Source organism: Actinoplanes solisilvae (assembly GCF_003999975.1).
Classification (GTDB): Bacteria; Actinomycetota; Actinomycetes; order Mycobacteriales; family Micromonosporaceae; genus Actinoplanes; species Actinoplanes solisilvae.
In genome coordinates, this window is record NZ_RJAC01000010.1 from 96376 (window position 1) to 117702 (window position 21327).

Annotated in this window: 20 protein-coding genes and 1 pseudogene; 4 read left to right on the forward strand and 17 right to left on the reverse strand. The window is 72.2% G+C overall.

The features are described from left to right. Positions 1–173: 173 nt before the first annotated feature. From EER30_RS24405 to EER30_RS50000, 5 genes and pseudogenes are all read right to left on the reverse strand, one after another. The gene (locus EER30_RS24405) at positions 174–860 is read right to left on the reverse strand and encodes a DUF3159 domain-containing protein (protein WP_127502872.1); all 687 of its coding nucleotides are present in this window, start codon (positions 858–860) and stop codon (positions 174–176) included. 72 nt (positions 861–932) lie between these two features. Beyond that, complete coding sequence (locus EER30_RS24410; protein ID WP_127502874.1) at positions 933–1844, reverse strand: DMT family transporter; 912 nt, start codon at positions 1842–1844, stop codon at positions 933–935. 19 nt (positions 1845–1863) lie between these two features. Next, positions 1864–2613 carry an SDR family NAD(P)-dependent oxidoreductase gene (locus tag EER30_RS24415; protein WP_127502876.1) on the reverse strand — a complete coding sequence of 250 codons (750 nt, stop codon included), beginning with the start codon at positions 2611–2613 and terminating at the stop codon, positions 1864–1866. A gap of 46 nt (positions 2614–2659) precedes the next feature. Further along, positions 2660–3910 (reverse strand): carboxylesterase family protein, encoded by a 1251-nt coding sequence (locus EER30_RS24420; protein ID WP_127502878.1) that lies wholly within the window; start codon positions 3908–3910, stop codon positions 2660–2662. A 247-nt stretch (positions 3911–4157) separates the two neighbouring features. Beyond that, positions 4158–4484, reverse strand: a pseudogene (locus tag EER30_RS50000) (LysR substrate-binding domain-containing protein); the annotation flags it as partial. Positions 4485–4492: 8 nt separating this feature from the next. Between EER30_RS50000 and EER30_RS24430 the strand changes: the two are divergent. Then, the gene (locus tag EER30_RS24430) at positions 4493–4969 is read left to right on the forward strand and encodes a hypothetical protein (RefSeq protein ID WP_127502880.1); all 477 of its coding nucleotides are present in this window, start codon (positions 4493–4495) and stop codon (positions 4967–4969) included. Here the strand turns inward: EER30_RS24430 and EER30_RS24435 are convergent. The 5 genes from EER30_RS24435 to EER30_RS24455 form a co-directional block, all read right to left on the reverse strand. Beyond that, positions 4962–5480 (reverse strand): helix-turn-helix transcriptional regulator, encoded by a 519-nt coding sequence (locus EER30_RS24435; RefSeq protein WP_127502881.1) that lies wholly within the window; start codon positions 5478–5480, stop codon positions 4962–4964. The two genes, EER30_RS24430 and EER30_RS24435, sit on opposite strands and share 8 nt — an antisense overlap. 42 nt (positions 5481–5522) lie before the next feature. After that, positions 5523–5756, reverse strand: coding sequence for a hypothetical protein (locus EER30_RS24440; protein ID WP_127502883.1), 234 nt, complete (start codon positions 5754–5756; stop codon positions 5523–5525). A gap of 70 nt (positions 5757–5826) precedes the next feature. Then, positions 5827–6594 carry an SDR family NAD(P)-dependent oxidoreductase gene (locus EER30_RS24445; RefSeq protein WP_127502885.1) on the reverse strand — a complete coding sequence of 256 codons (768 nt, stop codon included), beginning with the start codon at positions 6592–6594 and terminating at the stop codon, positions 5827–5829. A gap of 117 nt (positions 6595–6711) precedes the next feature. Continuing rightward, positions 6712–7431, reverse strand: a complete 720-nt coding sequence (locus EER30_RS24450; protein ID WP_127502886.1) for an ABC transporter permease — start codon at positions 7429–7431, stop codon at positions 6712–6714. 5 nt (positions 7432–7436) lie between these two features. After that, positions 7437–8321, reverse strand: a complete 885-nt coding sequence (locus tag EER30_RS24455) for an ABC transporter ATP-binding protein (protein WP_127502887.1) — start codon at positions 8319–8321, stop codon at positions 7437–7439. Positions 8322–8428: 107 nt separating this feature from the next. On the opposite strand from EER30_RS24455, the gene EER30_RS24460 reads away from it, so the two are divergent. Together EER30_RS24460 and EER30_RS24465 are read left to right on the forward strand one after the other, a co-directional pair. Next, the gene (locus tag EER30_RS24460) at positions 8429–9541 is read left to right on the forward strand and encodes a sensor histidine kinase (protein ID WP_205650396.1); all 1113 of its coding nucleotides are present in this window, start codon (positions 8429–8431) and stop codon (positions 9539–9541) included. Beyond that, complete coding sequence (locus EER30_RS24465; RefSeq protein ID WP_127502888.1) at positions 9538–10140, forward strand: response regulator transcription factor; 603 nt, start codon at positions 9538–9540, stop codon at positions 10138–10140. The genes EER30_RS24460 and EER30_RS24465 overlap by 4 nt, the downstream gene beginning before the upstream one ends. 16 nt (positions 10141–10156) lie before the next feature. Here the strand turns inward: EER30_RS24465 and EER30_RS24470 are convergent, their stop codons facing one another. From EER30_RS24470 to EER30_RS24495, 6 genes are read right to left on the reverse strand one after another with little or no spacing between them, the layout of a single operon-like run. Next, on the reverse strand, positions 10157–13045 hold the full coding sequence (locus tag EER30_RS24470) for an NACHT domain-containing protein (RefSeq protein ID WP_127502890.1): 2889 nt from the start codon (positions 13043–13045) through the stop codon (positions 10157–10159). A 9-nt stretch (positions 13046–13054) separates the two neighbouring features. Then, the gene (locus EER30_RS24475) at positions 13055–14074 is read right to left on the reverse strand and encodes a DNA topoisomerase IB (protein WP_127502892.1); all 1020 of its coding nucleotides are present in this window, start codon (positions 14072–14074) and stop codon (positions 13055–13057) included. After that, entirely contained in the window at positions 14067–15005 is a 939-nt protein-coding gene (locus EER30_RS24480; RefSeq protein WP_127502894.1) for a hypothetical protein, read from the reverse strand. The genes EER30_RS24475 and EER30_RS24480 overlap by 8 nt, the downstream gene beginning before the upstream one ends. Next, positions 15002–15493 carry a hypothetical protein gene (locus EER30_RS24485; RefSeq protein ID WP_127502895.1) on the reverse strand — a complete coding sequence of 164 codons (492 nt, stop codon included), beginning with the start codon at positions 15491–15493 and terminating at the stop codon, positions 15002–15004. The genes EER30_RS24480 and EER30_RS24485 overlap by 4 nt, the downstream gene beginning before the upstream one ends. Positions 15494–15496: 3 nt before the next feature. Continuing rightward, on the reverse strand, positions 15497–16717 hold the full coding sequence (locus EER30_RS24490; RefSeq protein ID WP_127502897.1) for a macrolide family glycosyltransferase: 1221 nt from the start codon (positions 16715–16717) through the stop codon (positions 15497–15499). Beyond that, the gene (locus EER30_RS24495) at positions 16714–17586 is read right to left on the reverse strand and encodes a patatin-like phospholipase family protein (RefSeq protein ID WP_127502899.1); all 873 of its coding nucleotides are present in this window, start codon (positions 17584–17586) and stop codon (positions 16714–16716) included. The genes EER30_RS24490 and EER30_RS24495 overlap by 4 nt, the downstream gene beginning before the upstream one ends. Before the next feature lie 165 nt (positions 17587–17751). Here EER30_RS24495 and EER30_RS24500 point away from each other — a divergent pair, with 165 nt between their 5' ends. Next, a complete protein-coding gene (locus EER30_RS24500; RefSeq protein WP_127502901.1) occupies positions 17752–18570 on the forward strand; it encodes an alpha/beta fold hydrolase in 819 nt (272 codons plus the stop codon). On the opposite strand, the gene EER30_RS24505 is transcribed toward EER30_RS24500, so the two are convergent. Continuing rightward, positions 18564–21296, reverse strand: coding sequence for a helix-turn-helix transcriptional regulator (locus EER30_RS24505; protein WP_127502903.1), 2733 nt, complete (start codon positions 21294–21296; stop codon positions 18564–18566). The two genes, EER30_RS24500 and EER30_RS24505, sit on opposite strands and share 7 nt — an antisense overlap. Between the last annotated feature and the right edge of the window lie 31 nt (positions 21297–21327).

Below are 21327 nucleotides of genomic sequence, written 5' to 3' on the forward strand. Positions count from 1 at the left end.
AGTTAGGAGCGTCACTGTGCGCTACCCGTTTGGCGCGGAGGGACATCCGTTCGGCGCTTTCGCGGCCGGTTGAGGCACGGCGACCGACGCCGGGACGCAGGCGCAACGTCAGGCAGCGACGCTCGGACGCAGGCGCAACGTCAGGCAGCCGCGCTCCGACGCGGGCACGTAGGTCAGGCCGCGGCGCTGGGGCGCAGGCGCAACGTCACCCCGGGCATCCGGCGCATGGCGCGAATTCCCCAGGCCACGCAGACCGCGATCGTCAGCACGGTCAGGCCGCCGCTGAACAGGCGCGACAGCAGGCCGAGGTCGAGACTGATGTGCAGCATGCCCAGGCTCATGCCGGCGTCGAGCACGCGCGAGACGCCCCAGACGATGGCCACCTGGGTGAAGAGGCGCCGCATGCCCTTGTGGTGGAACAGCTGGGCCGGCAGGGCCACGAAATCGCGGGCCAGCCTCATCGTGACCGGTTTACCGATCGCCGCGCTGCCCAGGAAGAGCAACGCCATCAGGATCGAGCCGAAGACGGGCTGCACGACGTAGACCAGGGCGCTGGAGAGCACGAGGGCCAGCCCGGCTCGTCCGCAGAGCATGCCCGCGCAGAGCAGCAGGGTGCCCGGCAGGGGGTAGCCGCGGATCCACCGGACGCCGATCGTCAGCGCGCACCAGCCGATCACCGAGATCAGGCCCCACATCAAGCCGGCGGTGTGCATCACCGCGAAAAGCAGCAGGGTGGGAACGGCGACGCTCTCGATGAACATCCGCGCGCCGCGCACGATCTGTGGCCGCAGGCGGCCCAGCTCGATCACGACGTTGTCGTGGAGGCGTTCGTGACGCTTGTCATGCACCAGTTCAGTCATCAGCAGTCCGGGGGGTCGGGGGTCAATGAGCTGTTCACGTGTACGAGCGCGCGATGCCCGCGGTTCAAATTTTCAAACCCTCAAGGGGACGATGTCCGGTTTTCTCACGGTTGGTGAGCGGGACAGGACGGCCACCCCGATGATGAGCAACGCACCCGAGCCGGCCAGCGCCGTGAGGGCACCGGGAGTGGTCGGTGGGGTGACGTGGAACACGAGCACCCCTAGAACATAGCTGGCCAGCGGGTTGGTGATGGTCATGGCAGCAACGGCCGCGGAAAGAGATCCCGTGGCGAAAGCGCCCTGTTCAAGCAACAAACCAGTCATAGTGGACAGCGCCAGGCAGTAGCCGGGCCAGTCGAGCGCGGTTGCCACGACGCCGCGGTTCAGCAGGTCGTCGGTGGTCAGTTTTATCAGCACGGCGCTCATCGCGAAGCACAGGCCGGCCGCGATCGAGACGAGCGTGGCGTGCACCAGCGGGGGACGCCCGGCCGCCGCCATCACCAGCAGCGTGACGAGGCCGGCGATGACGAGGCCGGCGATGATCACCCCGCCTCGGAACGGTTCGCCGCTGGTAGCCGGGGACGCCTCTCTTACCAGCACGAACGTCGCGACGGCGCCGCTGATCACGGTGACGCCGAGCCATTCGGTGGGCGTCGGCCAGCGCCGGGCCCACACGGTGGACAGCGGCATCGTGAAGACGAGCTGGGTGACCAGGATGGGCTGGATCAGCGCCACCGATCCGAGATGGAGCGCGATCGCCTGCACGCCGAAGCCGAGCAGGTTGGTGCACCAGCCGATCAACCAGATCGGGTGGCGTACGAGGCGGCGCACGAGGGCGAACAGAGGGCGCAGGACGGACCTACCGACCAGCGCGTTCTCAGTGTGGGTGGCCGTCACCGTGCCCCGCGCGGCGTGCTGTTGCAACGAGGCGGACGCGGCGAACATGAAAGCGGCAAGCAGCCCGAAGCCCACTGCGAGATACAAATCGGCCCCCCTCAGCCGCTCAGCCGCTCTCCGAACCGAAGCGTGCTGCCAACCGACGGTACATACCCGGAAGCGTGCCCCGCACGGCCACGGGAACCCGCAGCCACCTGGGCATGTACACTTCCGCGCCGCTCCGATCGATCATTTTCACTATGCGATCGGCGACGACTCCAGCGGGGATCGGGCGGGGACTGGCCCGGTCGTACGCCCGGCCGCGCCGCTCGAAGAAAGCGGTGTCGACGACGCCCGGCACGAGCACGCCGACGCCGACCGGGCGGTCGCGCAGTTCGAAGCGCAGGCTCTCGGCGAAGCTGTCCAGACCGGCCTTGGTGGCGGAGTAGACGGCCTCGCCCGCGACCCCCATGCGGCCGGCGATCGAGGTGACGTAGAGCAGGTATGCGGGCCGGTCGCCGAAGTGCGGGAGCAGGGCACGGGTCAGGTCGATGGGCGCGGCGAGGTTGACCGCGAGCAGCCGCGCGCAGGTCTGCGGGGGCATCTCGGAGAACGGCCCGGCCCACCCCAGACCCGCGTTGGCGACGACGATGTCGACGCGCCCGGCGACGCCCAGCGCGGTCTCGGCCAGGCGCGCCCCGGCGCCTGGCTCGGCCAGGTCGGCGACCAGCGGGGTGGCGTCGAGTGCGGACAACGCGGACAGGTCGCGGCCGTGCGCGAGCACCCGCGCCCCGGCCGCGGCGAGCCGCCGGGCGACCTCGCGCCCGATGCCCGACGACGCCCCGGTGACAAGGGCCACGCTCCCCGAGATCCGCACTCGCTCACTCTAGGGCCTGATCAAGTCACGCAGCGTGTCACCAACATCACGCCCGGCGGCGGGCCATCCACTGCCAGACGCGGGTGTCGCCGACGCGGGGGTCGTTGCGGGCGACGTAGATCCACGACCAGTGGCCCGGGAAGCGGTAGCCGTTCCAGGTGACCGTGTCGTAGAGCGACATCAGCGAACCTGGGATGAGGTCGTGCGCGTGCACGGTGTTGGGCTCGGGCGGAACAGTGGTGTCGTCGCGGGAGGCGACCAGCCAGGTCGGGGTGTCGATGCCGCGCAACTCGTCGTCGGTGATCATGCGGCCGCCACCGGGCGACAGTGAGGCCACGACGCCGCAGATCGGAACGGACGACGCGAACAGCTCGGGGTAGACGACGGTCATCTTCAGGCTCATGTAGCCGCCGTTGCTGCACCCGACGACGTGGACGCGCTCGCGGTCGATCGGGTGCCGCCGGGCGACCTCCCGGACGATCTCGCGGATCTGCGGGGCGAACCGGTCGCCGTCCTCGAGCCAGAACGACGTGCTCTGCGGGGCCACGACGTAGGCGCCGCCGAAGATGCGCTGCGCCTCCGGGGTGGCGAAGCCGAGCGCGCCGCGGTTGGCCCGCAGCGTGGTCTCGTTGTCGTAGTAGTTGTCGGGCAGCGACGCGCCCTCTCCCCCGCCGTGCAGCCAGACGACCAAGGGACGGCGGCCGTGGCCCGAGCGCCGGGGCTCGTACAGGCGGTATTTCATGCCCGAACCGGAGACCCGGTAGCCGAACGCGTCGACCTCGGGGTTGGCCAGCCGGCCCTGGTGGAAGTCGGTGACCGTGACCGGCCCGCGGCCGCGCACGACGAACGGGGTGAGCTGGGTGATCGTGTAGACGAGGTCGAGGCGTACGTTGCGGCCGCGGTTGACGATGTAGCCGAGCGTGCCGCCACCGGCCTGACCCTCCGCGTGGCTGAGCTCGAGCACGATGTCGCCGCGGTGGTCGAGCCGGGCCGCGGTCACCACGCGGTCCAGGTCGTACTCACTGAAGATCAGTTCGCCCGGCGCGAGCGGGATCGGGCTGGTGGCCTTGGCGTGCACGCGGAACGTGCCCGGGGTGAGACTGGCCGGGTCGACGCGGCCGAGCCGGCTCGTGCCGAGCGTGACGGAGACGACCTGCTCACCGCCGTCCAGGGTCGAGGCGTTGAGGGTGAAACCGACGCGGGAGCCGGCCTGGGCGGCCGACGCGGGCAATGCCGCCGCGACAGCGGCTCCGGCACCGGCGGCAAGAACGGAACGACGGCTGATCGACGCGGCCACAAGACCCCCTTATTTCGATCCTGTTAAATGTCTTACAACGACAACGGTCTATCACAGACCGTTCGGCGCGGGGAAGAGCCGCCGCATCATGGTCGCGAACGCGGCGGCCACCGGGCTGGTCTCGCCGGCCGCCGGCAGGATCAGGTGGAGGTGCCGGCGCAGGTCGACGCCCCCGACGGGCAGGCGACGCAGCGAGGCGCCGGCCGGGAACGAAAGACCGGCCGGGGTGAAGCCGATGCCGGGCCAGGCCGCGGCCGGCGAAGAGCGCGTCGGTCATCAGCCGCGAGGTCCAGCCGGGCGGGACCTCGACGAAGCGCTCACCGTCGAGGTCGGCCACGGTCACCGACGCGCGGGCGGCCAGGGGATGGTCGTCACGGCAGGTCAGGAACAGCGGCTCGGCGGCCAGCGGCGTCACGCGCACCCGGGGGCGTGATTCGAGCACCGGCGCGATCGCGCAGTCGAGGTCACCCGCGACGACCTTGTCGAGCATGGCCAGGGCCGAGGCCACCTCCAGGCGTACGTCGACCCCGGGGTGCTCCCGCAGGAAATCGCCGAGCAGGGCGGCGACCGGCACCAGTGATCGTGCGGGGCGAGCTGCACATCGCGCAGCCCGTCGTGTGGGGCGTCGCCGGGTTCTCCGTGCTGGGCGTCTCGGCGCTCGCGCAGACCCTGCCGGCCGCCCTGCCGCCAGTGCGGCTGCTCGTCGCCGGTCTGAGCGCGACGCCGGTCGGCATGGCGCTCGTCGTCGTCGCGCTCTACCACCCGTCGCTGACCTGGTATCTGCTCGGCTCGGCGCTGGCCGGGGCCGGGGCGGGGCTGCTGTTCAAGGCGGCGCTGGGCGGCGCGGTCGCCACCGCCGACCCGGCCGCGACCGCCGGGGTGCTCGCGGTGTTCTTCGCCGTCGCCTACGTCGGCATGGGCGTGCCGCCGATCCTGCTCGCCGCGGCCACCCACGCCGTCAGCGACCGGGTGGCCGTGCTCGTCTTCGGCGTCGCGGTCCTCGCGGTGTCGGCCGTGGCCGCTCGGTTCCAAGCGGGCGCGCGGGAACGGGTCAGCTGATCCGCATCAGGGCGGTGCGCAGGCCCGCCCGCGCCGGCACCTCGAGCTTGGTGAAGACGCGGGCCAGGTGGGTGCCGACCGTACGGTGCGAGAGGAACAGGCGCTCGCCGATCTGGCGATTGGTCAGGCCGGCCGCGGCCAGCTCGGCCACCGCGCGTTCCTGCGGGGTGAGATCTCGCGACTCGCGCTTGCGGACGCCGCCGGTCGCGGCCGACTCGGCCTCGGCCCGCTGCGCCCACGGCAGCGCGCCGAGCTGCTCGAAGGTCGTGCGGGCGGCCAGCAGCACCCGGCGGGCCTCGCGCGGGCTGCGCCGCCGACGCAGCCCGCGGCCGTAGGCGAGCTCGATGCGGGCGCGGTGGAACGTGCCGGCCTCGGCCTCGGGGTCGGCCAGCAGGGCAGCGAAAAGCGCGGAAGACTCCTCGCCGGGAGCGGCCATCGCGGCCACCCCGGCGTGGATGAACGCGGTGCGCCGCGAGAGCCGGGGCACACCGGCCGCGACGGCCGCCGCCACGTGGTCGCGCGCCTCGTCGGCACGCAGGGTGAGCAGGCACCTCTAGGGAAGCTGGCCGCCGTCGATCCAGCGCCGCAGCAGGATGCTGTTCCCCTCGGGCCACGTCCCGTCGCACGGCATGGTGCCGCGCTGGACGGCTCCGTAGATGCCCTCCGCGTTCGTGCGGACGTCGTCGACCGACCACAGGTCGAACTTCCACAGCATGGCGTTGCGGTCCTTGTCGCGGAACAGCGGTTTGATGTCGGCGGCGAATCCGGGCTGCTCGACGTCGGTCATGGGAACGACCCTCCCGATCGGTGGCACTGGCGTCACTTCGACCGACCACCACCAGGTGTTTGTGACACCCTCAGACCGTAGTGATCATTCCGCCGTCGATCGTGAACTCGGCGCCGGTCACGTTGCCGAGACGCTCGCACCCCAGCATGACGACCAGGTCGGCGACCTCCTCGGGGCGGGTGAAACGACCGGTGACCATGGCCGCCTTCGCGCCCGCCTCGACGTCGCGCGGGTCGGCGCCGGTGGCCGCCCCGACGGTCGCGGCGACCCCGCCCTCGCCCAGCCACAGATCGGTGGCGACCGGCCCCGGCGCGACCGTGTTGACCCGGATGCCGCGCGGCCCGAACTCCTTGGACAGCGACTTGGCCAGGTTGGTCAGCGCGGCCTTGGCCGCCGAATAGTCGATGACCAGCGGATCGGCCAGGCGCGCGTTGACCGAGCCGGTGTTCACGATCGCGCCGCCGTGGTCGAGCATCCGCGGCAGGGCGGCCCGGGTGGCCCGCACAGCCGACATCACGTCGAGGTTCCAGGTGGTCGCCCACATGTCGTCGGTGACCTCGAGGAAACCGCCGGTGCGCGGCGGGGCGACCCCGACGTTGTTGACCAGCACGTCGATCCGTTCCCCGGCCGCCGCGACCAGTGTCTCGGGCCCGTCGGGCTCGGCCAGGTCGACCTCCACCACCGTGACGCCCGGGATCTCCTTCAGCTCGGCACTCGTCCGCCGGCTGCCGGCCACGACGCTCGCCCCCTCGGCCGCGAAGGCCCGCACGACGGCCAGCCCGATCCCCCGCCCAGCGCCGGTCACGACGACGCGCTTGCCAGTCAGTCCCAGGTCCATGTGTCCTCCAACGGCGAGTTCCCGCTGTTCAACCTAGCCCGGCGGGCGCGGCCCGCCGCCCCACGACCTCGACAACGGGACCGACATCGTCTATCTGACCAGCGGCGGCCGCGACGGTCAGCGGCGGGGTTCCCAGCTGAACAGGCGGACGGCGAGCGCGACGGCCACGACGACCCAGGCCAGCGTCGGCGCCAGCAGCAGCAGCGACTCGCTGACGGCCACGCCGCCGTTCCAGGCGCCGACGACCAGTTCGGTGGCGGCGCCGCCGGGGAGCAGGCGCTTGAGCAGGGTCAGTTCCTCGGCGCCGCTGATGCCGACCCAGCTCGCGACGGCGATGACGCCGAGGCTGACCGGCAGCGTGGTCACCTGGGCGTGCTCGGGCGAATTGGTCAGGCCGGCCGTGGCCAGGCCCAGGCCGATCATCATGGCGATCGTGGCGAGCACGGCCACGCCCAGCAGCGCGACGCTGCCAGGGCGGCCGGTCACCGAGCCGAGCACGATCAAAATGGCGGTCACCTGCACCAGCGCGAGGACCGTGACAGGCAGCAGCAGGCCGGCCAAAATCCCGGCGTCGCCGGCTGCGGTCGAGCGCATCCGTTTGAGGAACAGGTTCTGCCGGCGGGAGGCGAGGGTGGTCACCGCGGACGTGTAGAGGCCGAACGCGCCGATGGTGAACAGGATGACGGCCGCGATGTAGCCGAGGCTGCTGAGGGAGGCGAATTCCTCGTGGCGATAGAGGAAGAAGGCGCTGACCGCGACCGGCATGATGAAGCTGGTGACCAGCACGAGCCGGTTGCGGAAGATCTGGATGAGCTCGCTGCGAGCGATCGCAAGCATGGTCGTCACTCCTGGTTGTCGAGGGCGCGGAAGACGTCGTCGAGCCGGGTCGGGCCGGCCGTGAGGTCGCGCAGCTCCACGGCGTGATCGTCGGCCCAGCTCAGCAGGGTGTGCAGGTCTTTCTGCAGGCTGAAGGTCTCGACGAGTACGGCGCCGTCGCCGATCTTTCCCGGCAGGGGCAGCGCATGGGCGGTCGCCGGCGCGGTGAATCGGATGACGGCGGGCAGGGTGCGGGTCAGTTCGGCGACGGTCCCCTCCCGATGCAGCGTGCCGCGGTGCATCAGGCCGATGCGGTCGGCGCGCTGCTGGGCCTCTTCGAGATAGTGGGTGGTCAGCACGATCGTGGCGCCGTTCTCGCGCAGCCGGTCGACCGATGCCCACAGGCCGTCGCGCGACTGGATGTCGAGGCCGGTGGTCGGTTCGTCGAGGAAGATCAGCTCGGGGCTGCCCCAGATCGCGGTGGCGAAGTCGAGCCGCCGTTTCTCGCCACCGGACAGCTGCGCGACCCGGGTGGTGGCCTTGCGCGTGAGCCCGGCGACGTCGAGGACGCGGCCGACGTCATCCGCGCGGCGGGTCAGGCTGCCGATCAGGCCTACGGACTCGCGGACCGTGAGGTCGGGACTGAAGCCGCTCTCCTGCAGCATGACGCCCATCCTGGGCCGCACGGCCTGCCGGTCGCGGGGGCTGCGCCCGAACACCCGTACGGTGCCTGATGTGGGGTTGCGGTGCCCTTCGACGGTTTCGAGGGTGGAGGTCTTGCCGGCCCCGTTCGTGCCGAGCAGCGCGTAGAGCTCGCCCCGGCGCACGTGCAGGGACACGTCGCGGACCGCGTGGAAGTCGTCGTATCTCAGGTTCAGCCGGTCGATCTCGATGACGGGTTCGGTGGACATGCATCGAGAATCCCGGTCGGGAACGACGGCCGTCAGTACCGTTTGTCATCGAAAGACATGACGTGGTGTCACTGGTCGCGAGCCCGGACCGGCCGAATACTGGATGGGTGACCTCAAGATCGCTTCGCATCACCTCGGCCACGCAGGGGAGGCTGCGGCGGCTCAACCTGGTGACGTCGCTGCCCCCGCTGATCGTGGTGGCCGTGGTGCTCGTGACGATCGACACGCACGCCTGGTGGCATGTGCTGATCCTCGTGCCCGGTGTGGTGGCGGCGCTGGTCAGCTTCGAGCGCTGGACGGCGAACGACCTCGCCCGCGTCGTGAAGCCCTGCCTGCTGGTCGCGGGCGCCGTCTGGCCGCTCGGCGCGCTCGTCTCCGGCAGCCCGAGTTCGTGGTGGGCCATGAGCTCCGTCGCGTCGCTGGCTCTGCCGCGGTTGCCGCGCTGGCGGGGCTTGGCCGTCGCGGGTGTCCTCGCCTACATCGCGGCGGTGGGCTCGCTGCGGCTCCTCATCGAGCCCGACGACACCCTGCTGCCCTACGTCATCCTGCCGACCGGGCTGTCCGCCGTAGTGTTCGCGCTGTCGTTCGCCGGCGAGCGGTTCTACGACGTCGTGCAGGAACTCGAGCAGTCCAAGGAGCGCGAGGCCGAGCTGGCCGTGATCCGCGAGCGGGTGCGTTTCGCGGGCGACCTGCACGACATCCAGGGCCACACGCTGCACGTGGTGAAGCTGAAGGCCGCACTCGCCGGCAAGCTGGTGCACGCCGACCCCGATCGGGCCGCCGCCGAGCTGCGCGAGATCCACGCCCTGGTCGGCGACACGATCGAGAAGACCAAAGAGCTGGCGTACGCCCAACGGCGGCTGAACCTCTCGGCCGAGCTCGAGAACGCGAAGAACCTGTTCGAGGCGGCCGGCATCAGGGCCCGCATCACCCGCGAGGCCGAGGTCGACTCGCGCGCGAGCGAGCTGCTGGGCCAGGTGCTGCGCGAGACGACGACCAACATCCTGCGGCACGCCCAGGCCACCGAGGTGCGGGTGACCCTCACCGCCGAGGGCATCACGATCGCGAACGACGGCGCCCGCGGCGACGTCCTGCCCGAGCTGCGGGGGCTGTCCGTGTTGCGGCGGCGGCTGGCCGATGAGGGCGGCGAACTGACCGTGGCGCAGAAAGACGGGCAGTTCGTGACGGCGGCGGCCTACAACCCGACGGCGCGGCCATGACGACTGTGGTGCTGGCCGACGACGAGGCCCTGCTGCGCAAGGCGCTGGCCGCGCTGCTGCCGCTGGAGGGCGACATCACCGTGCTCGCCGAGGCGGAGGACGGGGAGGAGGCCGTGGCCGAGACCCTGCGTCACCGGCCCGACGTGCTCGTCATCGACCTCGAGATGCCGAACGTCGACGGGCTCGGCGCGGTGGCGCAGATCCGGCGCGCGCGGCCCGAGCAGGTGATCCTCATGCTGACCCGGCATGCGCGGCCCGGCGTGCTGCGCAAGGCGCTCAAGCTCGGCGTGCAGGGCTTCGTCAGCAAGGCGGCCGAGCCGGCCCACATCACCGAGGTCATCGCCGCGCTGCACGAGGGCCGCCGCTGGATCGACCCCGACGTCTCCGCGCTGGCCGTCATCGACGACTGCCCGCTCACCGACCGCGAGCTCGACGTGCTGCGCGTGACCGGCGACGGCTACTCGGTCGCCGACATCGCCACGCGGCTCCACCTCGCGCCCGGCACGGTCCGCAACTACCTCTCCAACGCCATGCAGAAGACCCAGACCCAAACCCGCCACGAAGCCGCCCGCTACGCCCGCGAGCACGACTGGCTGTAAGGTGCCGCGCCCGCGTTCACAGTCGCGCCAGGGCCGCTTCGTGCCAGTCCGGCGGCAGGCGGTCGCGGTCGGCGGTCAGCAGGCGGCGCAGGGCGGCGCGGAATTGGGTCAGGGCGGTCGCGTCGGCCTCGCCGGAATCGAGGAAGCCGTGTGCGGCGATGGACAGGCATCGGTCGTACGCGGGAATCAGCTCCTCGTCGGGGCTGGTCAGCACTTCGATCAGCGCGCGGGCCGGGGAGACCACGGGGCCGCCGGGCAGGGCGTGCAGGGTGCCGACGGCCGGTTCGAGGCTGCCGCCGAACGCCTCGGCCACGTGCATCGCGGTGTCGTCGACCCGGTCGCACAGGAAGTAGCTGTGCCGGCGCATGTCCTCGAACCCGTAGTGCCGCCACTTCGCCAGCCCGCCGTCGCGGTCTGCCGTCGCCGCGACCCGGGGATAGGCCCAGTCCAGGTCGATCGGCGGCACCGGGCCGTCGTCGGCGAGTCCGATCCACAGCACGCGCCGGTCGCCGTCCCACTCGCGCGACACCTGCAGGCTGTGCACGAGCCCGTTCCAGCCCTCGGTGGCGAGCTGCCCCCGCCACAGCAGGCCGGTCTGCCGCCACCAGGCCACCCCGTCGGACGCGGCCGGGAAGAGCTCCTTCGCCGTCACCGGCCCGCCGACCAGCACGATGAGCAGCACCAGGTTCGCCGACCACGCGGCATGGCGGCCGGTCACCGTCACGTCGGAGGGGCGATATCCCGCGTACGCCGGGGAGGGCCGCTCGAACAGTGCGCGGTGGAAAATCGTCAGCAGCCGTTCCCTCAGCCTGCTCGCGTCAGCCGCGGGCAGGTCGGCCAGCCCGTCGCGCAGGAACCGCACGACCGTGGCCCGGCTGGTCAGCGCCGCGAACGACAGCAGCGCGAACAGCAGATCGTCGGAGACCAGGTTCGCGAGTTCGCGGCGGACGAGGCGGGCGACCAGGTATTCGCCGAACGTCGCGTGCAGGAACTCGTACGTGCGAAGACGCTTCCCGTCCCGGACGGCCTGGGACTGATGCACGAAGTAGAACCGGCTCACCACCGCGACGTCCTCGTCCCCGTCGAGCAGCGCCGGCAGGTCGGCGTCCAGCTCGGCCTGCGTGGTCCACTGCCGGTTCCGGTTGAAGATCGCGAAGGCCACCGTGGACAGCCGGGTCAGCTCCTCTTCCACGGCGGCCGCATCGCCGCCGCTCTTGCGCACCTCGCGCCGCGCGAAGCTGGTCAGCAGGCTCTCGTAGAGCTCCGACTCGCCGAAGGCCCCGGCCCGCCTCCGCAGCGCGCCGTCGTCGTCCGCGTCGTAGAGGGCTAGCATCAGCAGCAGCAACGGCTGCGCGGCGAGCGACCGGTGCCGCAGCACGGCGTCGGCTTCGAGCGGCGCCGGCGCGGGGTTCAGCCCGTTCCAGATCTCCAGCCACCGCCGGATGCGGCCGTCGTCGAACGGTTCCAGCCGCACCGCGACCATCCCGCCGACCGACCGGGCCCGCGCCGCTACCGTGACCCGGCTGGTGACGATCACGGCGGTGCGGCGGCGCAGCTCGGCCTCGCGGCGCTGGAAGGCGGCGACCTTCTCCAGGTAGTCGGAGTGGGTGAGCCCGCTGGCCTGCAGCAGCTCGTCGAACCCGTCGAGGATCACCACCGGCATCGCGTCGCCGGCGCCGCGCACCAGCTCGGGCCAGGTCACCGACTCGCCCGTGCTCGCGCGGATCGCGTCCTCGATCTGGGTCTGCAGGTCGGCGTCGGCCGGCACCTCGCGCAGGGGTACGACGACGGCGAGGAAGTCGGCGGCGGGGAGGCGCGCGGCCAGCACCCGGCTGAGCGCCGACTTGCCCGAACCGGGCTGGCCGAGCACGAGCAGCGGGGCTTCCGACGCGCCAAGTCCGGTCAGGTAGCCGGCCAGGAACGACGGGAGGTCGTCACGCGGCTGCTCACGGGCCCAGCACTGCTCGGTGGCCAGGTCCTCGGCGTCGGCGCTGTAGCTCACCCGGAAACGCGGGTCGACGTAGAGCTGCTCCAGCGACGGGATCAGCGCTCCGGCGGGTGCCTCGCCGGGATTCAGGACGGGCCGGTTGAGCACGGCCCGGTGGGCTCGCGCGATGGCCCGGCAGCGCTCCCCCGGCTCGGCGCCGATGGCGAGAGCGGCCAGGTCGCGGCCCAGCACGGCCAGGCTCTCCGAGACATGCCGCACCTCGGCCCGGGTGGCTCGGTGATCGGTCAGGTTGGCCCAGAAGCCCACTTCGGGAACCTCGACGGCCAGGCGGCGGAACAGCACCTCGTCGCGGCGGACAGCGGCGGCCGGCAACTCGGCCAGGGCCGCGACGGTGTGGCGACGCCCGGTCTCGTCCAGCCGATCCCAGACCGCGAGGCCTTCAAAATAACGGTTCAATTCGCCCGACAGCTCAATATAAAAGCCATCGACAGCCGCCAAGGTGATCTCGTACGGCCGTTCGGCGGCCGGGCACGGGACCGAACTGCGCAGCAGAGCACGGCCCAGGTCGGCAACGCGGGCGCCGGACGGGGAGGCGCCGGTGGCCAGCCGCACCTGATCCTCGCGGCGCAGTTCGAGATCGGCCACGTCGAACGGCAACGACGCCTCGGACAGCACCTCGAAGAACGCGGCCATCACGACCACTGAATGGGCGGCCGCCAGGCGTTCGGCGCGGTCGAAACGACGTACGCCATCGAGCCTCTCCCGGACGCCGGCGACCAGCTCGCCGCTGAAGCGCGCGAAGTATCCCGCCGCGTCGAACAGATTGAGGGCGAACCCGGCGCCGGTGGCCGAGGCGCTGAGCAGCAGCCCGCCGGAGAGTTTGTCGACGGCGGCCACGGCCCGGCCGGAGCCGCCCAGCAGTCGAACAGCGTCGGCATAGCTCACACCACGGCTCATCGCCGTCGATTACATCGACTTTCTCCGTTGCGGCGCAAGCCGCAGCAGTGACAGCGTCGCGTCCTGAACAGCGTCGTCGCGCCACAACTCAGCGAGGCGGTCGTCGCCGAGCCGGTCGGTCGCCTCCTCGACCGCGTCCTTGATCGTGCGACCTTCCTCGAACGAGGCGAGAACGTCGGGGTGGATGTAGGACGCACGGGCGACCGCGGGCGTGTTCCCGAGCAGCCGGCTCGTGGCCCGCACCGCCGCGTTCTGCGGAGAACGGGCCGTCTCGTCGTGCCGGGCACCCCCGAGCGCGGTCGCCGCGAGCACCGTGCCGGCCCAGGTGCGGAACCGCCGGGCGGTCGCGTCGATGCCCGTATAGGCGTGGATGAACGAGTTGACGTGCGCACTGTGCACCCGCTGCCAGCCGCCGTCGTCCCGCGCCCAGGCCAGGAACGCCGGGTCGTCGTCGGGCCGGTTGAGCAGCCGTTTCGCCCAGCGGGCCACGACCGGGTCGGTCACCTCGATCACCCGGTGCAGGTGCTCCTTGGCCGAGTAGTCGAACTCGATCTTCTCGCCGCGCACCCGCACGTGGTGCCGTTCGAGCGTCGTCAGCCCGTACGTGTGGTTGTCGCGGGCATACTTTTCCGACCCCACCCGGAAGAATCCCAGGTCCAGGAGGCGTACGGCGACACTGAGCACCGGGTCGCGGCCGAGAGCTCGCCGGGTCAGGCCGTGATCGACGTGCTCGCGCAGCGACGGCAGCGCCGCGGCGAAGTCGGGCACGTGGGCGAACTTCTCGTGTGCCTGGCCCTCGATCCACCACGACGCGTACCGGTATTGGGTGCGCCCGGCCTTGTCGACCCCGACCGCCTGCACCTTCGCCTCGGGGTCGGCCGCGATCCACACGTCGGTCCAGGCCGGCGGCACCGCGAGCCCGCGGATCCGCGTCAAGATCCGGTCGTCGGTGACGGGCTGCCCGGCGTCGTCGAGGTAGGCGCCGGCCACCCGTCGATAGCCCGGCGGCCGCACATGGTCGCTACTCACCGTTCCACGGTAATGACCGAGCGGTGCGGGCGCGGATGACCTCGATCACGGTGCCGGCGGTGCGGTCGAGGTGGCTGCGGCCGTCGGGCAGGCGGGCCTCGGGGCTGATGTAGCTGAGCGGCCCGACGTGGGTGGCCGGGTCGAGCAGATGCACGGTGACCTTGCCGTCGCGGACGGCCCGGTTCCAGCCGCTGCCCCGCCAGAACGGCCAGCGCTGCGGGAAGATCCGCGAGCCGAGCCGCTCGATCCAGTCGGCGCCGCTGGTGAGCTGGTCGAGGTGTTCGCAGTGGGTGAGGTCGTTGGCGCCGTTGTGGAAGCCGCCGAGCGTGATCACCCGTACCGGGCAGCGCAGCTCGGACCACAGCCCCTCGACCGCGCCGGTGGCGAGCTGCGCACCGCCGCTGTAGCTGAGCAGCACCACCGGGATGCCGCAGTCCGGCTCGTATCCGGCCAGGCGCAGCTGCGCGGCGATCTGGCTGCCGACGGCCCGGTTGTAGTGCGGGCGATAGCGATGGTCGGCCGCGATGAAGATCTGCATGACGTTGTGCAGGAACAGCAGCAGCCCGAAGCGGCGGCGGATCCAGTTCCAGACCGGCCGGTCGGCGAGCGGGTCGTTCAGTGGCGAGTAGGGCAGCACCTGACCGAGAACCCGCAGCTCCGGGGCCGACTCGATCAGCACCTTGACCAGCCGCCCGCCGTCGCGGGTGTCGCGGAACCGGCGTTTGCCGATGCCGTCGAGATAGACCAGGTAGGCGTCCGGCGGACGGTCCGGTTCGGCCCCCCGGGCGTACGGCATCCGGGCCGGCAGGTCCGAGGTCGGGCGTCGCCAGCCCGCGGTGTAGGCGAACAGCTCGTAGCGGGCCAGCAGCGCCTCGGCGAGCAGGACCGGACCGAGCCCGAAGAGCACCAGCGCGAGCGCGAACTCGATCATGGGGCGACGGCCTCCCGTACGCGGTGGGGATGCAACCGGATGACCAGGCGCCGAACCGCCTCGACGGCGACCGCGAGCCCCACCCCGGCCCCGGCGACGCATCCGGCGGCGGTCCACCACCCGATTCCGGCCGCTGGGGCGAGCACCCCGGCCAGCCCGGCCCCCACGCCGACCAGCAGCAACCCGTGCAGCAGCGGCCCGAGCAGCGGGAACGCCAGCACGGCGGCCAGCAGCAGCGGGGCGAGCAGGCCCGGCGTCCAGTCCGGGGCCCGGGTGCCGAGCCGGGTTCCGGGCAGCAGTTCGGCCAGTGTCCAGGCGAACAGCGGCCAGAGCGCGATCGTCGCGGCCTCGATCGCGGTGCCCGCCAGCACCAGCGAGATCGCGACCGTACGCGAGGCGCCGCGGCGGCCGGCCACGATCGGCAGAACCCGCCCGGCGGCCTCGGAGAAGCCGGCGAGCAAAAGCAGGACGAGTACGGCAGGTGACATCGTTCAGTCCCGCACCGGCTCGGCGACGTCCCGCGCCGGCTCGGCGACCGCGCCGGTCCGCAGCACGCGTTCGAGCTCCTCGGTGGCTCGCCGATAGCCGCCGGCCGAACGCTGGGCTGCCATCAACGTGCGCGCCGCGCTGCGGAACCGGGGCTCGAAGAGCAGCCGCCGGGCCAGGGACCGCACGACCTCGGCGTCGACGTCCTCGTTGTTGATCGTCAGCCCGGCGCCCAGCTCGACGACCCGCGCGGCGACCAGTGGCTGGTCGGCGCCCTGCGGGACGACCAGCATCGGGACCCCGGCGTAGAGGGCCTCGTTGGCGCCGTTCATGCCGCCGTGGGTGATGAACATGGCGGCCCGGTCGAGCACCTCGGGCTGCGGCACGTTACGGCGGGCGATCACGTTGTCCGGCAGGGCGCCGAGCTCGGCCGGTTCGGTGTTGCCGGTGGCGATGACGACCGAGCCGCCGAAGTCGGCCAGCGCGAGGGCGAAGGCGCGCAGCAGCCGCGAGTCGGAGTCGAAGACCGTGCCCAGCGAGGCGTAGAGCACCGGGTCGCGCAGTTGCTCGAACGGGAACGGCACGGCCGGGCGCAGGCCGATGCTGGGTCCGACGAACTTGTACGACTCGTCGAAGTCCTCGGCGCCGACCTGGAACTCGCGCGAGGTGAAGACCAGGTTGAGCGGCTGGCGGATGTTGCCCAGGTCGACCGGGGGCAGCCCGCGCGCGTGGTAGCGGCGTTCGAGCTCCCAGCGCGACTTCAGGTAGCCGCCGAGCAGGCCGGGCCGGCTGATCGCCGCGTTCACCAGTTCCCACGACGCGCGGGTCGGGCTGAGGGTCCGCTCATTGTACGCGAACGTCGTGAACGACGAGGCCGCGGGAACGCCCAGCGCGTGAGCGGCGGCCGCGCCCCACGGGCAGGCGGAGTCGTGCACGATCAGGTCGGGGCCGATGTCGCGCAGCTCGGCGAGCACCGGGGGCAGCAGTTCCACGGCGGTGCGGGCGAGCTGGGCGACCAGGCCGGCCGGGGTCGGCGGGTCGGGGATCGTGTGATCGTCGCCGGGGTAGAGGTGGACGGTCGCGCCGGCCGCCTCGATCTGCGGCCGGAACCCGTCCGAGGTGTGATAGCTGACCGTGTGTCCCCGCCGGACCAGTTCGTGCACGACCGGCAGGGTCGGGTTGATGCGTCCGTGCATGCCGATGTTGATGAAAGCGACAGTGCTCATCGTCCGGCCCCCACGAGCATCGCGGTGGAGCCTTGGCGGTAGAGGCCGGGCCCGTCGACCCGCAGCGAGTCGAGGAAGCGCCCGGCCGTGGCCGACGCGGTTCTGATCATCCGTTTGGCGTGACCGAAGTCCCAGGGGGACGGCCATTCGTTGATGCCGGTCGGCACGACGACGGTCGGCAGCTGCTGCGACACCTCGTGCAGGTCGCGCTCGATCTGGTGGTGGACCATCAGCACCCCGGCGCGGGTCGCGATCGCGCCGGCCCGCCGGCGCGGTCCTATCGGTGGTAGGGGTCCGCTCTCCGGCCCGATCGACAGCACGATCACGCTCGCCGCGCCGGCCAGCACGGCCGCGCGCACCGGCACATAGGCGATCACGCCACCGTCGACCAGCGTGCGGCCCTCCCGCACGACCGGCGGCAGAATCCCCGGAATGGCCGAGCTGGCCAGCAGGGCCGACTCTAGGTCGCCGTCGCGCAGCAGCATCTCCTCGCCGGTGGTCAGGTCCATCGCGACCGCGGTGAACGGGATCGGCAGCTGCTCGATGCGCGACGGCAGCCCGGCGCGGGCGATCAATCGGCGTACGCCACTGTCGGTGAACAGGCTCGCCCGGGAGGCCCCGAGCGGGAACACGTCGCGGCGCCGCAACCTGGTCCACACCCGATCGAGCCAGGGCGCGACGTTGCCCGGGTGGGCGGCCGCCGTGGCGCCGGTGAGAGCGCCGACCGAGGTGCCGACGATCAGGTCGGGCACGAATCCGCGCTGCTCCAGCGCGTATCCGACGCCGACATGGGCCGCGCCCAGCACACCACCGCCGCCCACGACGGCCGCCACCGGGCGGGGTAGAGCGCGCAGACCAGCCTCATTCATGATCCACTCCTGACTCCGATTTGGGCCGCACACCTACCCGACCGGACAGCCACCCGGTTTCGTGACGGGCGCCACGGTCGAATCAACGTCACAGCGCGTCACGACGTCCTGTCTGAGCAAGAGAACCGGCCGGTGCGTTGCCGGCCCTACCGAACAGGACAAATCATGATCAGAAAACGTGCCTCCCGGGTCGCCGCGGTGCTCCCCGTGGCCGCCGTCGCCCTCGCCGCGCTGACGATCGGGCCCGCGCAGAGTGCCTCGGCGCAGGAGAACCGGGCGGCGAAGCCCACCGTAGTGCTGGTGCACGGCGCCTGGGCCGACTCGTCGAGCTGGAACGAGGTCATCCCGCGGCTCGAAGCCGACGGCTACCCGGTCGTCGCGGTGGCCAACCCGCTGCGCTCGCTCGCCGGCGACGCCGCGTTCGTGAAGTCCTACCTCGCGACGGTGAAGGGCCCGATCGTCCTGGTCGGCCACTCCTACGGCGGCGCCGTCATCACCAACGCGGCGACGGGCAACAAGAACATCAAGTCCCTGGTGTACGTCAACGCCTTCGCCCCCGAACAGGGCGAGAGCGCGGTGCAGCTCGCGGGCCCGGACTCGGCGCTGTCGGCCGACCCGACCACCGTGTTCGACTTCGTGCCGGCCACCCTGCCGCCGACCCCGGCGACCGACCTCTACCTGAAGCGCTCGACGGTCTTCAAGTCGTTCGCGACCGGCCTGAACGACAAGCAGAAGTCGCTCGTGTGGGCCACCCAGCGGCCGGCCACGCTCGGGTCGCTCAACGAGAAGTCCGGCGTCCCCGCCTGGAAGACCATCAGGTCGTTCTACCTGATCGGCGACGACGACAAGATCATCCCGCCGTCGGCCGAGCGCGCGATGGCCAAGCGGGCCGGATCGACGGTCATCGAGTACGACGGCGGGCACCTCGGCCTGATCTCGGACGCGCGCGCCATCGTACGGGGAATTGAGAAGGCCGCTCAGTAGTCCTGAGCGCGCAATTGCCGGCGTGAGGTGATGCCGAGTTTGGCGAAGACCTTGCGCAGGTGCCACTCGACGGTGTGCGGACTGAGGAAGAGCTGGGTGCCGATCTCGGCGTTCGTCAGTCCGTCGCCGGCGAGCCGCGCGATGTGGGCCTCCTGCACGGTCAGCGCGTCGGTGGCCGCGGTGGCCCGTTCGGCGACCGATTCACCGGCGGCGGCCAGCTCGTGCCGGGCCCGCTCGGCGAACCCGTGGGCGCCCGACGCGGTCAGCAGCTCGTGAGCGCATCGCAGCTGTTCGCGTGCCTCCTTCCGGCGGTTCTCGCGGCGCAGCCACTCGCCGTACAGCAGGTGCGCGCGAGCCAGCTCCATCCGGATGCGGGTGCGGCCCAGCCGGTCGATCGCCTCCCGGTGGAGCGCGTCGGCCCTCGCGCCCGTGGCCAGCAGGGCGCCCGCGCGGGCGATGATGCCGAGCCCCCAGTCCGTCCCGCTGGCGCGCGTCGTCGGGGCGAGCCTCTCGTACGCCTCCCGGGCGAGGTCGGCGCGACCCGAGCGTACGGCCGCCTCGACCAGCTCGGACTTCGCCCAGTTGGCGACGCCCGTCTCGAAGAAGAACTCGGAGGCGTCCTGGGCCGCCGGGATCGCCTCGTCGTAGCGGGCGAGCCCGTTGAGCAGCACAGCCCGTGCCCACCGAGCGGCCATGACGCCGGTCTCCTCGCCACGAGCGAGCCCGTCGGCGATGCTGGCGTCGATCAGCGGGGTCGCCGTCGTCTCGTCCCCTCGCCATGCAGCCAGCGTCAGAGCACCGTACGGGGCCAGCTCGCCCCCGGTCGCCTCGGCGATCGCCTGGATCTCCTGCACCAGCGCGGCCGCCGCCGTGGTCTCGCCGGCCAGCAGCCGCACCACGACCAGCGAGTTCAGCGCGAGCGGCAGGGCACTCAGCTCGCCGAGGGCGCGGGCGTCGCGCACCTGCCGGGTGGTCAGCAGATCCCAGGTCTCGTCGTCCCATCGCTCGGACGCGGTGACCGAAGCCAGCCACAGCCAGGACTGGTCGTCCGTGCTCGACGTCCGGAACGCGCGCAACGCCTCCTTCACCAGCGGGGCGGCGGCGAAGTAGCCCTCGGTGCGGGCCGCCGCGAGGCCGTCCAGCAGCCGGTCACCGGGCCGCGGCGGCGTCGGGCCGGGCGCCTTGCGGATCGCCTCGGACACCTCGAGCACGGAACCGTCGGCCGACGCCCCGGCCAGCATGGCCGCGCCCATCGCGTCGCGGTAGGTGTCGCGGGCCAGCCCGGGGTCGAGCGGTTCGAGCCGCTGGGCCGCCTCGAGAAGCAGGCGCGGCGAGGCCATGTCGTGCCCGGAGGCGAACGCGATCTGGGCCCGCATCAGGCCCACCCGCGCCCGGTGCAGCTCGTCGGGGGCCGCCTCCTCGGCGGTGATCAGCAGCTTGAGCGCGGTCTCGAAAGCGCCGCACTGCAGCTCGGCGCCGGCCGCGGCCAGGGCCCGGACCGCGCGCGTGCCCGGGTCGGGGGTCAGCTCGGTCGCGCGCCGCAGGAACGCGGCCGCGGCCGCCACCCCGCCCCGGCGCTGGGCCCGCTCGGCCGAGCTGACCAGCTCGGCCGCGACGTCCTCGTCGGCCTCGTCGGTCGCCTGGGCCAGGTGCCAGGCGCGCCGGTCGGGATCGATCGAGCCGTCGGTCGCCTCGGCCAGCGCCCGGTGCACCTCGCGGCGCTCGAGCAGATCGGCCGCCCGGTAGACCGCCGTGCGCACCAGCGGATGACGGAACCGCACCCGCGACCCCACCGTGATCAGCCCCGCCGCCTCGGCCGGGGCGGCCGCGCTCATCGGGAGCTGCAGCAGGGTGGCCGCGCGGAAGAGCAGGGTCGCGTCGCCGAGCGGTTCGGCCGCCGCGGTGAGCAGCACCTTGCGGGCCGGCTCGGGCAGTGACCGCACGCGCAGGGCGAAGCTGCGCTCGATGCGGCTGGCCAGCGGCCGCGCGTCGGGTGGGCCGAAGCCGCCGGCCAGCTCGGCCGCTGTCAGCCCGCGCGTCAGCTCGAGCAGGGCGAGCGGGTTGCCCTGGGTCTCGGCGACGATCCGGTCGCGCACCTGCTCGTCGAGCCGGCCGGGAACGGCCGCCGCCAGCAGCAGGCGGGCGTCCTCGTCGTCCAGGCCGGTCAGCGCCAGGTCGGGCAGCCCCCGCCACTCGGACCCGGCCGCCGACTCGCGGATCGCGAACATCACGCCGACCCGCTCGGCCAGCAGGCGCCGCGAGACGAAGGTCAGCGTCTGGGCCGAGGTCTGGTCGAGCCACTGCGCGTCGTCGATCAGGCAGAGCAGCGGCCGCTCCTCCGACACCGCCGCGAGCAGGCCCAGCACGGCCACCCCGACCAGGAACCGGTCGGGGGCCGAGCCGGCGCTGAAACCGAACGCGACGGCCAGGGCCTCGCTCTGCGGCGCGGGCAGCCGGTCGCGACGATCGAGCATGGGCGCGCACAACTGGTGCAGACCGGCGAAGGGCAGCTCCATCTCCGACTCGGCGCCGGCGGCGCGCGCCACCCGGAAGCCGTCCGATCGGTGCCCGGCGTAGTGCAGCAAAGCCGACTTACCGACGCCGGGCTCGCCGCGGATGAGCAGAGCTCGTCCCCGGCCGGACCGCACCTCGGCGACCACGCGGTCGAGAACCGCGCACTCGGCACGCCGGCCACGGAACTCGCGTGCCGCGGCGCCGCTCGTCATGGACAACCCCCAGCACCGAGGCTAGAACCGA

Bases quoted from the DNA above. Each gene is read 5' to 3' on its own strand.
- EER30_RS24405 (WP_127502872.1), bottom strand. From the start codon at position 860: ATGACTGAACTGGTGCATGACAAGCGTCACGAACGCCTCCACGACAAC.
- EER30_RS24440 (WP_127502883.1), bottom strand. From the start codon at position 5,756: ATGACCGACGTCGAGCAGCCCGGATTCGCCGCCGACATCAAACCGCTG.
- EER30_RS24445 (WP_127502885.1), bottom strand. From the start codon at position 6,594: ATGGACCTGGGACTGACTGGCAAGCGCGTCGTCGTGACCGGCGCTGGG.
- EER30_RS24450 (WP_127502886.1), bottom strand. From the start codon at position 7,431: ATGCTTGCGATCGCTCGCAGCGAGCTCATCCAGATCTTCCGCAACCGG.
- EER30_RS24455 (WP_127502887.1), bottom strand. From the start codon at position 8,321: ATGTCCACCGAACCCGTCATCGAGATCGACCGGCTGAACCTGAGATAC.
- EER30_RS24465 (WP_127502888.1), top strand. From the start codon at position 9,538: ATGACGACTGTGGTGCTGGCCGACGACGAGGCCCTGCTGCGCAAGGCG.
- EER30_RS24470 (WP_127502890.1), bottom strand. From the start codon at position 13,045: ATGAGCCGTGGTGTGAGCTATGCCGACGCTGTTCGACTGCTGGGCGGC.
- EER30_RS24480 (WP_127502894.1), bottom strand. From the start codon at position 15,005: ATGATCGAGTTCGCGCTCGCGCTGGTGCTCTTCGGGCTCGGTCCGGTC.
- EER30_RS24485 (WP_127502895.1), bottom strand. From the start codon at position 15,493: ATGTCACCTGCCGTACTCGTCCTGCTTTTGCTCGCCGGCTTCTCCGAG.
- EER30_RS24490 (WP_127502897.1), bottom strand. From the start codon at position 16,717: ATGAGCACTGTCGCTTTCATCAACATCGGCATGCACGGACGCATCAAC.
- EER30_RS24495 (WP_127502899.1), bottom strand. From the start codon at position 17,586: ATGAATGAGGCTGGTCTGCGCGCTCTACCCCGCCCGGTGGCGGCCGTC.
- EER30_RS24500 (WP_127502901.1), top strand. From the start codon at position 17,752: ATGATCAGAAAACGTGCCTCCCGGGTCGCCGCGGTGCTCCCCGTGGCC.
- EER30_RS24505 (WP_127502903.1), bottom strand. From the start codon at position 21,296: ATGACGAGCGGCGCCGCGGCACGCGAGTTCCGTGGCCGGCGTGCCGAG.